This window comes from Spirosoma taeanense, assembly GCF_013127955.1.
GTDB lineage: Bacteria > Bacteroidota > Bacteroidia > Cytophagales > Spirosomataceae > Spirosoma > Spirosoma taeanense.
The window spans coordinates 3,371,870-3,382,500 of sequence record NZ_CP053435.1 but is presented as its reverse complement, the minus strand read 5'-3'; the positions used below and the strand labels follow the sequence as shown (position 1 = coordinate 3,382,500).

General features: G+C 53.0%; 8 protein-coding genes and 1 rRNA gene (1 of these 9 cut by a window edge). 5 read left to right on the top strand and 4 right to left on the bottom strand.

Going from position 1 to position 10,631, the window contains the following annotated elements; translation table 11 throughout:
- Together HNV11_RS14115 and HNV11_RS14110 are read left to right on the top strand one after the other, a co-directional pair.
- Nucleotides 1-2,231, top strand: a 23S ribosomal RNA gene (locus HNV11_RS14115); it begins 609 nt to the left of the window's first position.
- Nucleotides 2,232-2,461: 230 nt separating this feature from the next.
- Nucleotides 2,462-3,673 (top strand): pyridoxal phosphate-dependent aminotransferase, encoded by a 1,212-nt coding sequence (locus tag HNV11_RS14110; RefSeq protein WP_171742182.1) that lies wholly within the window; start codon nucleotides 2,462-2,464, stop codon nucleotides 3,671-3,673.
- Between the two features lie 41 nt (nucleotides 3,674-3,714).
- Here HNV11_RS14110 and rpiB read toward each other — a convergent pair whose 3' ends face one another.
- On the bottom strand, nucleotides 3,715-4,152 hold the full coding sequence (rpiB, locus tag HNV11_RS14105; protein WP_171740278.1) for a ribose 5-phosphate isomerase B: 438 nt from the start codon (nucleotides 4,150-4,152) through the stop codon (nucleotides 3,715-3,717).
- Between the two features lie 173 nt (nucleotides 4,153-4,325).
- Between rpiB and HNV11_RS14100 the strand changes: the two genes are divergently transcribed.
- On the top strand, nucleotides 4,326-5,126 hold the full coding sequence (locus HNV11_RS14100; protein WP_171740277.1) for an LOG family protein: 801 nt from the start codon (nucleotides 4,326-4,328) through the stop codon (nucleotides 5,124-5,126).
- A gap of 44 nt (nucleotides 5,127-5,170) precedes the next feature.
- Here the strand turns inward: HNV11_RS14100 and HNV11_RS14095 are convergent, their stop codons facing one another.
- Together HNV11_RS14095 and HNV11_RS14090 are read right to left on the bottom strand one after the other, a co-directional pair.
- Nucleotides 5,171-6,160 carry a helix-hairpin-helix domain-containing protein gene (locus HNV11_RS14095; protein WP_171740276.1) on the bottom strand — a complete coding sequence of 330 codons (990 nt, stop codon included), beginning with the start codon at nucleotides 6,158-6,160 and terminating at the stop codon, nucleotides 5,171-5,173.
- A gap of 255 nt (nucleotides 6,161-6,415) precedes the next feature.
- Nucleotides 6,416-7,678: a PQQ-dependent sugar dehydrogenase gene (locus HNV11_RS14090; protein WP_171740275.1), complete on the bottom strand. Its 1,263-nt coding sequence runs from the start codon at nucleotides 7,676-7,678 to the stop codon at nucleotides 6,416-6,418.
- Nucleotides 7,679-7,897: 219 nt separating this feature from the next.
- Here HNV11_RS14090 and epsC point away from each other — a divergent pair, with 219 nt between their 5' ends.
- On the top strand, nucleotides 7,898-8,743 hold the full coding sequence (gene epsC / locus HNV11_RS14085; RefSeq protein ID WP_171740274.1) for a serine O-acetyltransferase EpsC: 846 nt from the start codon (nucleotides 7,898-7,900) through the stop codon (nucleotides 8,741-8,743).
- 97 nt (nucleotides 8,744-8,840) lie between these two features.
- A complete protein-coding gene (gene cysK / locus HNV11_RS14080; protein WP_171740273.1) occupies nucleotides 8,841-9,749 on the top strand; it encodes a cysteine synthase A in 909 nt (302 codons plus the stop codon).
- On the opposite strand, the gene HNV11_RS14075 is transcribed toward cysK, so the two are convergent.
- On the bottom strand, nucleotides 9,722-10,606 hold the full coding sequence (locus HNV11_RS14075) for an SDR family oxidoreductase (protein ID WP_171740272.1): 885 nt from the start codon (nucleotides 10,604-10,606) through the stop codon (nucleotides 9,722-9,724). The genes cysK and HNV11_RS14075 overlap by 28 nt on opposite strands.
- Between the last annotated feature and the right edge of the window lie 25 nt (nucleotides 10,607-10,631).

Below are 10,631 nucleotides of genomic sequence, written 5' to 3'. Positions count from 1 at the left end.
TACGAGTAACCGTCACTGGCAAGGTTAAGGACGTGGACGTCCGGATCCGAAGCGAAAGCGAGTCTGAACAGGGCGCTCTAGTCAGTGGGGGTTGACGCGAAACTTGGTGATCTACCCGTGGCCAGGCTGAAGGGGTGGTAACACACCGTGGAGGGCCGAACCGATAAGCGTTGAAAAGCTTCCGGATGAGCTGCGGGTAGGGGTGAAAGGCCAATCAAACTGAGAAATAGCTCGTACTCTCCGAAATGTTTTTAGGAACAGCGTCTCGTGTTACCGTCTGTGAGGTAGAGCGACCAACAGGATGCGGGGGAGTCACATCCTACCAACTTCTGATGAACTCCGAATGCGCAAGACGGGTGCGGGGCAGTGAGGGGCAGGGTGCTAAGGTCCTGTTCCGAGAGGGGAACAACCCAGACCATCCGCTAAGGTCCCCAAGTGTGTGCTAAGTTGAACAAAGGCGGTCCGGCTGCTGAGACAGCCAGGAGGTTAGCTTGGAAGCAGCTATTCCTTTAAAGAGTGCGTAACAGCTCACTGGTCGAGCGGGGCGGGCGTCGATAATAAACGGGCATCAAGCACAGCACCGAAGCGATGGACATACACTTAGAGTGTATTGTGGTAGGAGAGCATTCTATAGGGGGTGAAGGTCAGGCGTGAGCCGAGCTGGACCGTATAGAAAAGCAAATGTAGGCATAAGTAACGAGAATGAGGATGAGAACTCCTCACACCGAAAGGCTAAGGTTTCCTCCGCGATGGCAGTCATCGGAGGGTTAGTCGGGGTCTAAGGGGCAGCCGAAGGGTGGGTCCTGAGGGGGAAGCGGTTAATATTCCGCTACTATCCATGCAGGCTGGATGATGACGGAGTGCCGGGGGTTCTACGTCCGGACGGAAGTGGGCGTTGAGGGGAGGCTTCGGCCGAACCGAAGGACTGAAGGGGCTTCCAAGAAAAGTCAGTCAGCGTTAAGCGTATGGATACCCGTACCGCAAACCGACACAGGTAGCTGGGCAGAATATGCTAAGGTGCGCGAAAGAATCATGGTTAAGGAACTCGGCAAGATGACCCTGTAACTTCGGGAGAAGGGGGGCCTAGCCAGTAATGGAAGGCTGCAGAGCAAAGGCCCAGGCGACTGTTTACCAAAAACACAGGACTCTGCAAAAATGAAAGTTGACGCATAGGGTCTGACACCTGCCCGGTGCTGGAAGGTTAAGGGGGGAGCTTAGGGGGTAACTCCGAAGGTTTGAACTGAAGCCCCAGTAAACGGCGGCCGTAACTATAACGGTCCTAAGGTAGCGAAATTCCTTGTCGGGTAAGTTCCGACCTGCACGAATGGTGTAACGATCTGGGCACTGTCTCAACCATGAGTTCGGTGAAATTGTAGTAGCGGTGAAGATGCCGCTTACCCGCCACGGGACGGAAAGACCCCGTGCACCTTTACTACAGCTTAACATGGGTAGCTGGTCAGGCATGTGTAGGATAGGCGGGAGGACGTGAAGCGGTGTCGCCAGGCATCGTGGATCCGCCCTTGAAATACCGCCCTTGGCTGACCGGCTGCCTAACCCGGAAGGGGACAGTGTTTGGTGGGTAGTTTGACTGGGGTGGTCACCTCCGAAAGGGTAACGGAGGTTTCCCAAGGTTGGCTCATGCCGGACGGTAATCGGCAGGGGAGTGCAATAGCAGAAGCCAGCTTGACAGTGAGGCAAACAGGCCGATCTGGGACGAAAGTCGGGTATAGTGATCCGGTGGTTCCGCATGGAAGGGCCATCGCTCAAAGGATAAAAGGTACGCCGGGGATAACAGGCTGATCTCCCCCAAGAGCTCACATCGACGGGGAGGTTTGGCACCTCGATGTCGGCTCGTCACATCCTGGGGCTGGAGAAGGTTCCAAGGGTTCGGCTGTTCGCCGATTAAAGTGGCACGCGAGCTGGGTTCAGAACGTCGTGAGACAGTTCGGTCCCTATCTGTGGTGGGCGTTGGATGACTGAGGGGGTCTGTCCTTAGTACGAGAGGACCGGGATGGACATACCGCTGGCGGATCGGTTGTTTGGCCGCAGGCACGGCCGAGTAGCTACGTATGGTTAAGATAAGCGCTGAAGGCATCTAAGTGCGAAACTGGCCCCGAGATGAGTCATCCGGTATAAAGGGTTGTGCGAGACGAGCACGTGGATAGGCGGCAGGTGTAGGCGCTGAGAGGTGTTGAGCTGAGCCGTACTAATGAGCCCGGACGCGTATTCGGTTGATTATCTATCTTCTTTTCTCAAACGGGAAGAGATCTTATACTTTAGTACGTTAGAAGCCACTCCAGCCGGGGTGGCTTCTGGCATTTACAGGGATTTATTCGCTAGTGGCTATTATCATAAGTTGGACGAGTTCTATAAACGCTAACCAGCTGGTTAGCCGAAAAACTGCGTTGAGTGCCCGTCGGAGTAGACTATTCCGTATTTTTACGGCATGGAAGGTTCCGGCATGGAAATACGCAAGAGTGAGCGGCTCACTCACTTAAAATACGACATTCGGGGGCCGGTTTATGAAAAGGCGCTCGAACTCGAAAGCCAGGGATATAAAATCATTAGTCTCAACATTGGTAATCCGGCCTCATTCGGCTTCGATGCACCCGATGAGATTGTTCACGATGTTATTCTCAACATTCGCAATGCGCAGGGGTACGCCGACTCGCGGGGTTTGTTTGCTGCCCGTAAGGCGGTGATGCATCATACCCAGAATATCGGGTTACCGGGTATTACCATCAACGATATTTACATCGGCAACGGCGTTAGTGAGCTGATCATGCTGTCGATGCAGGCTCTGATCAACGAGGGCGATGAAGTCCTGATTCCTTCTCCAGACTATCCACTCTGGACGGCATCGGTGGCGTTTTGTGGCGGTAAACCCGTGCATTACGTCTGCGACGAAGCCGCCGACTGGAACCCGGACCTTGCCGACATGGAAAGCAAAATCACCCCCCGAACGCGGGCGATTGTCGTCATTAACCCCAACAACCCAACGGGTGCTGTTTATGACAAAGCCGTGCTGGAAGGGATTGCCCGTATTGCCGAGCGGCATAAGCTCATCGTTTTCTCGGATGAGATTTACGACAGAATTTTATACGATGGCGCTCTTCATTACCCGATGGCCCGGTTCGTTCACGATACACTTTGTATCACCATGGGGGGCCTGTCTAAAAATTATCGGGCAGCCGGTTTTCGGGGCGGCTGGCTGATTCTGAGCGGAGCGCGGCACCGGGCTAAATCCTATATCGAGGGGCTGACGTTGCTGGCATCTATGCGGCTTTGTGCCAATGTGCCTACGCAATACGCGATTCAGACGGCACTCGGCGGCTACCAGAGTATTAATGACCTGGTAATGCCCACGGGACGCCTGCATAAACAGATAATGCTGGCCTACGAGCGTATGGCAGCTATCCCCGGTGTGTCCTGCGTAAAGCCCAAAGGAGCTTTGTATATCTTCCCAAAACTTGATCTGAGCCAGTTTCGGTTTAATAACGACGACCAGTTTGTGTATGACCTGCTCACCGATCAGAAAGTCCTGGTCGTATCGGGAACCGGCTTCAACTATATCCGAAACGACCATTTCCGTATCGTCTGCCTGCCCACAGTGGATGAACTAAACATTGCGCTGGATCGCATCGAAGCGTTTCTGGAGAGCCGACGCAAATAAGGCAACGGGCAGGGTACGTCTGTTTCCTGCCCAAAAATTAATCAGGTACACATCATTTTTTCGACCCGGCGTTGGTGGCGCCCGCCTTCGAAGTCTGTCGTCAGAAACCGCTGAACGCATTGAAGCGCGTCGTCCAGCGAGATAAAGCGTTCTGGCAGGCAAAGTACGTTAGCATCATTATGCTGTCGGGTAAGCTCGGCAATCTCGGGTTGCCAGACCAGCGCGGCCCGAATGCCCTGATGCTTATTGGCGGTCATGGCCACACCCTGTCCGCTACCACATACCAGGATGCCCCGGTCGGCCCGGTTCTCTTCAACGGCCGACGCAACGGGGTGGGCAAAATCGGCGTAGTCGGCCGAATCAGCAGAATACGTGCCGAAATCCTCGACCAGATAATCGTGTTGTTCCAGCCAGGTTTTAACAGCGTCTTTGTAGGCAAATCCGGCATGGTCGGCACCGAGAGCAATACGTTGGGGCATAGTATTCAGGAAAATTGAGAAACGTTTTGGCAAAATTATTCGTTATTGTAATCCGCCCTGCGAAAAATCTCGTTGACGTGGCTGACAACCTGATTTTTTGAACAGTTTGGGCGGACAAAATTTTATCCATCAAGTGAGTACGTTTCGCGCCCACTGCCTTTTTTATTACGTGAATGGAATCAACAAAAGAAAATGTTCAACGCTCTGAAACGCAGAGTACCGAACGCATTACGCAGGATTTACCCAAGCGCGACGAGTTACTCCTTACGCCCGACGAACAACGGATTAAAGATGCGTTTCAGGATCATAACTGGAACGAAATTAAGACCGCCGATTCGTGGGTCATTTTTAAAGTGATGGCCGAATTTGTGGAAGGGTTCGATAAACTGGCCAAAATTGGTCCGTGCGTTTCAATTTTCGGCTCGGCCCGCACCCAACCTGATAGCCCGTATTACAAAATGACCGAAGAAATTGCGGCCAAACTGGTACGGCATGGGTACGGGGTCATTACGGGGGGCGGACCGGGCATCATGGAGGCCGGTAACAAAGGAGCCTTTGAGCAGGGAGGGAAATCCGTAGGTTTGAATATTAAACTTCCGTTTGAGCAGCATAGCAACATCTATATTGATCCTGATAAGAGTATCAATTTTGATTTCTTCTTCGTCCGGAAGGTGATGTTCGTAAAATACGCGCAGGGGTTTGTTGTAATGCCCGGCGGTATGGGCACCCTCGACGAGTTGTTTGAGGCTCTGACGCTCATTCAGACTCGTAAAATTGCCCGCTTCCCGATTGTGCTCGTAGGCCGGGCATACTGGCAGGGGCTGATCGACTGGATTATGGAGGTGATGCTGGAACAGGAACACAACATCAATCCAGAAGATATGAAGCTCATTAGCCTTGTCGACACACCGACTGAGGCTGTGAAGGCAATCGATGATTTCTACAGCAAGTATCTGCTGAAGCCCAATTTTTAATTTGTTTCGGCCGGTTGACAGGCGTCGACCGGCCGATGCAGTTCTTAAAACTCCAGATAAGGCGCAATTTTTCCAATCGTTACGGCGTCCAGAATTCGGATAGGTTTCAGCGACTCCGCCGACGTATAAGCGCCGTGCTGCTCCCGGTAACGGACAATAATTTCGGCCTGCCGACGCGACAGGAACGGGTGCCGGTCCAGGTCTTCGGCGCTGGCTGTATTGATGGGTATCCGGCGCGGGGCCGATCCAATCCGACCGTATTTCTGCAACTCTTCGCGTGCTAATGAGTCCAGGCCATACACCTCCCGAAACTGCTCCGTCGAAATAAACCCGCCCAGCACATCGCGAAACTTGACGATCCGTTTGGCCAGGGCTGAACCAATCCCTTTCAGGGCAATCAACTGCGCCGTATCGGCCGTATTGATGTCAAAGGGCTGCATAACTGGCTTTGCTGGTCGGGCTTCAAACGGTGGTCGTTCGGCGGAGGACGCTATGTTATCCGAAAATGACTTTTCCGCTTTATACCGGCCTTCGACGTACTGACTTGCGGCAGCGGTCTGCTTCAACGTCATGTAAGGCTCCAACTGCTCGTAGAGATCAGGCGGAAAATCATAGATACGTAACAGATCTTCTTTACGTCGAAACTGACCGCCTTTGCTCCGGTATTTCTCAATCCGCTCGGCCATCCAGCGAGGCAGACCCAACTGCTGCCAACCCGCTACGCTAACCGTATTCGGATCGAACGGAAACAGTTTCGGCTCGCTGAATCGCTCGGCGGTGGTTTTGTCGTTATCCGACTGGTCACGGAATCGGGGTTGCCGGGCTTCTTCGGTCTGCATCAGTGCAACCAGGCTGTCGAGTTTACGCTGGTCGGTGGCGGAGGTATCGGCAGGACGGCGGTCAGCGGAGCAGCGATACAGAAACGGGATAAGCAGGCAGAGCAGGGTGAGGCCGATAAGTACAGAAAAACCGCGGGCTTCAGAATGGGACAGGCCAAAATAGTCACGTATAAGCGACTGGAAACGGTTGAACATGATTGAACGGATACGGTGGGGTGACTAAAGCGCGTAAACTACGGAACAATCTATAGCCAGTCAACCCGAAATGTACTTTACCCTGCTCATATTCATGATCGCCGGGGTTCCAATGCCGACGTTTAACCAAAAGGTGTTCATACTAGTATTTTCGCTTACGGAAGTATTAGTATGAACACCTGATTTTCTCCGTGCATATTCACACCGTTTTCTTTCTGATTCTGGTCATAAAGCAAACCTACAGGCCGGAAACCTCTAGCGTGCGGCTAATTTTAGGATTTGCCCTCCGCCCAGATCACACATATACAGCTCCTTTTTCTGATCTTCGCCAAAAGCCGAGATAGATCCGGCTCTGGAGACGATCTCCTGATTGGAAGCCTCGCTGGAGCCGTTTGGTGTTAATGCCCAGACGCGACCGCTGGCGTAGTCGGCATAAATGTATTTACCTTTCAAGGACGAGTGCTGCTGACCCTGATAAACGATTCCTCCCGTGACAGAGACATTACCGTCGTCATGGCTATATTGCCAGATGGGGCCAATTAGGTTTCCGCCAGAAGTGTTGCTCTCCGCATTGTAAGCCTTGCGGCCTTCCCGAATGCGCCAGCCGTAGTTCCCGCCTTTGGTGACGATGTCAATCTCTTCAAGTTCGTTCTGGCCAACATCACCCACCCATAAACGGCCGTCGTCATCGAAACTCATTCGCCAGGGGTTGCGCAGACCATAAGCAAAGATCTCTTCGCGCAATCCTTCTTTATTACTGGCAAAGGGATTGTCGCCCGGAATACCATAATTCCCTTTTTCGGTGCTGTTTACGTCCACGCGCAGAATCTTTCCGAGCCAGCTTTTACGGTTCTGTCCATTGTTCTGCGGATCGCCACCGCTGCCACCGTCGCCGGTCGAAACATACAGATACCCATCCGGGCCAAACAGCACTTTGCCGCCATTGTGGTTGGAATACGGCTGGCTGAACTTAAATAAAATCGTTTCTGAGTTCGGATCGGCCTGCATGGCTTTTGGCGACGAAACCTTGAATCGGCTCACCACCGTTTCGCGTGGGTTGTTTTTGGTGTAGTTAACGTAGAAAAAGCCGTTCTCGCTGAATTTGGGGTGAAAGGCGAGGCCCAGCAGGCCCATCTCACCCCCATAGGCAACCTTCCGACGAATATCTAAAAACGTTGGGGCGGAAGCGGCACCGGAGGTATTTTCAAAAACCCGGATACGGCCCACCTGCTCCACAACAAACACCCGGTTTGTGCCGTCGTTAGCATAGGTATATTCGACCGGCGATTCAAACGTCAGTTTTGGATAAGCGTTCACTACCTGCATTGCGGCCAGCTTTGGCTTGTCGTCATCTTCATTAACGGGAGAAATAAAGCTAGCCGGCTTTACCGTAACGCCTTCTTCGGCCGAGTCCTCCGCACGGGTATCTTTCGATCCGCAATAGGACGACAGCAGCCAGGCAAATCCGGCTGTGGCAACGAGTGAAATGAGTAATGCGTATATGGCTTTACCAAACATGATTATTTACGGGGTTGTATTCAATTTATTGAAACAAATTCGACACCAATCTGCGCTAACGAACTTAACAACACGTAATTTGTTTCAAAATCAAACCCGGCTTCGTTTCTGGACTGAAGTCGATCAATAGTGTAAATCCGGGGGTGTTGTAGCATCTCCTCAGACCGGGGTGAGGATTCCACTATAAAAAGCTACCGGACTGTTATTTTTTGCGTTATTATGACTGTTGCTAACGCCACGTTTCTCGATCACCTGATGGCTCAGCGGGCTGCTTATCGGTACAAACTTCCGTCCCGACCCGACGCTGGCCGTTTCATTGATCAACTCATGCGCTTATTGTTTCCCGTTACGCAGGACTGCCAGTCGGCTTCGCAGCACGTAGAGGAAACCTATCATAAACTAAACGAACAGCTGGTATGCCTGTTTCGGCCACTGATGGCTAATCTGCCAGACACTCCCGAAGCCATTGCTGAGCGGTTCTTTGAGCAGCTGCCCGCGATCTATGATAACCTGCTGTTTGACGCTCATTCTATCGCCGATAATGACCCGGCCGCTGTTGGTATTGAAGAGGTAGTGGCTGTATATCCGGGCTTTTATGCTATTGCTGTCTATCGGATTGCGCATGAGCTGCTTCAGTTGAAAGTGCCTTTGCTACCGCGTATGCTGACCGAGTATGCGCACGGGCAGACGGGAATTGACATCCACCCCGGTGCGAAAATTGGACGCTCGTTTTTTATTGACCATGGAACAGGGGTTGTCATTGGTGAAACAACCACCATCGGTGATAACGTTAAAATCTACCAGGGCGTAACGCTGGGGGCCACGCATGTAGCCAAGTCTATGGCGCAGAAAAAACGGCACCCAACCATCGAAAACAACGTCGTTATTTACGCCAATGCTACCATTCTGGGCGGCAATACGGTGGTTGGACACGACTCAGTCATTGGCGGCAACGTCTGGCTGACTGAAAGTGTCGAAGCACACTCGCTGGTGTTTCATCAGCACCAGACCGATATCCGGCTTAAATCGCTGGAATCCAGAGAACCAATCAATTTCGTCATATAACATTCCTCCGTTGAGGTGTAAAAAGGCAGCTGGCAAACGTCTTGTCGAACGATGAGCGTCCTGCACCTCTTTACACCTTTTGTTTTCTCTCGTTTTTATGAAAGCCAACAGCATTCTCGATACCATAGGCCAGACACCCCATGTACGGCTTAACCGGCTTTACCCCGGTTATGAGGTCTGGATGAAGCTCGAACGAGCCAACCCCGGTGCCAGCATCAAAGATCGTATCGCCCTGGCGATGATTGAAGATGCCGAACAGCAGGGCCTGCTGACTTCCGACAGTACCATTATCGAGCCGACCTCGGGCAACACCGGTATTGGCCTGGCGATGGTGGCTGCTGTGAAGGGGTATAAACTCATTCTGGTTATGCCGGAATCCATGAGTATCGAACGCCGTAAGATCATGGCGGCCTACGGAGCCGAATTCGATCTGACACCCCGCGAGAAGGGCATGAAGGGCGCTATTGAACGGGCGCATGAACTGGTAGCTCAGACGCCCGGCGCCTGGATGCCGCAGCAGTTTGATAACCCGGCCAATATTGCCGTGCATAAACAAACGACGGCCCAAGAGATTCTCACTGACTTCCCGGATGGTTTCGACGTTCTGATTACCGGCGTTGGTACGGGAGGGCATATTACCGGCGTTGCGGAAGTTCTGAAAGAAAAATTTCCCAATCTGAAGGTGTATGCTGTTGAGCCCGAACTCTCGCCCGTAATCAGCGGGGGCGCGCCGGGCCCGCATCCGATTCAGGGTATCGGGGCCGGCTTCATTCCCCAGAATCTGCACACCGACGCCATCGACGGAACCGTTCAGGTCAGCAAAGACGACGCCTTTGCCATGGCCGGTCGGGTGGCGAAGGAAGAAGGCATTTTTGTGGGTATTTCGTCGGGGGCCTCGCTGGCGGCCGTTGCTAAAAAACTGCCCGACATTACGCCCGGCAGCCGGATTCTGACGTTCTGCTATGATACCGGCGAGCGCTATCTGTCGATCGACGGGCTGTACTGATTCGCAAACCGTTCGATTGTTGTTTCGGGCCTGCCTAGCTCCGCCCACGTCTGGGCCGCTTCGAACGATTCGGGATACTGGTTAAGTGCCTCGGTAATGTGCCAGCCATAGTTAGCCTGAGCCGAGAACGGACGCCCCAGCCGCATCAGGAAAGGAGGCATCGTAAGTACACGTAACGTCTTCGATGAATAAGCCGCAACGAGTCGGAGGGCGGCCTCGTGCTGCGTAACGGCCTCGGGGCCCTGAATTACGTATTCCTGATTCTGACCATCTTTGGCAAGCCGTAACGCCCGGGCTACCTGCTGACCGTAGTCGTGAGCGGCTACGTACCAGGGGCGTACGCTGGACTGCCCAACCAGTAAGACAAGTGGACCAACGCGCTGCGTTTTGAGCAGGGATTCCATAAAGCAGGAAGGATAAAAAATACTGGATGGAATTCCGGCCGCTTTGATCAGCCGAACGGCCTCCTGTTTTACGTCGAATACCCACCACCGAAACCCGTTGGTGCCCTGGTAGCGCATGATGAGAGACGACAAGTAGGCGATCCGTCCGACACCCGCCTGCCGGGCTGCCGCCAGGAGATGCACCAGGCCGTCGGCTTCGGTATGGAAGTCGGTGGGTTTTTCGGTTTGCTGGATAGACAAGTTCAGGTAAACTGTGTCCATGCCCTTGAGGGCGCTGAGCAGGCTCGTTGGGTCGCGCAAATCGCCCGTTACGACCTCGGTGTCCGGGAAAAGTTTTTTTGCCTGTCTGGGGTTACGGGCGATAATGCGCACCTGGTAACCTGCCTGGATAAATTTACGGGCAACGGGCTGCCCAAGCATTCCCGTTGCCCCAATAAAGGCAATGGCTGTCATAGAGAACGGCTATTGGATTTTAGAA

Coding starts and splice junctions, on each gene's coding strand:
- HNV11_RS14110 (WP_171742182.1), top strand. CDS start 2,462: ATGGAAATACGCAAGAGTGAGCGGCTCACTCACTTAAAATACGACATT.
- HNV11_RS14075 (WP_171740272.1), bottom strand. CDS start 10,606: ATGACAGCCATTGCCTTTATTGGGGCAACGGGAATGCTTGGGCAGCCC.
- rpiB (WP_171740278.1), bottom strand. CDS start 4,152: ATGCCCCAACGTATTGCTCTCGGTGCCGACCATGCCGGATTTGCCTAC.
- epsC (WP_171740274.1), top strand. CDS start 7,898: ATGACTGTTGCTAACGCCACGTTTCTCGATCACCTGATGGCTCAGCGG.
- HNV11_RS14090 (WP_171740275.1), bottom strand. CDS start 7,678: ATGTTTGGTAAAGCCATATACGCATTACTCATTTCACTCGTTGCCACA.
- cysK (WP_171740273.1), top strand. CDS start 8,841: ATGAAAGCCAACAGCATTCTCGATACCATAGGCCAGACACCCCATGTA.
- HNV11_RS14095 (WP_171740276.1), bottom strand. CDS start 6,160: ATGTTCAACCGTTTCCAGTCGCTTATACGTGACTATTTTGGCCTGTCC.
- HNV11_RS14100 (WP_171740277.1), top strand. CDS start 4,326: ATGGAATCAACAAAAGAAAATGTTCAACGCTCTGAAACGCAGAGTACC.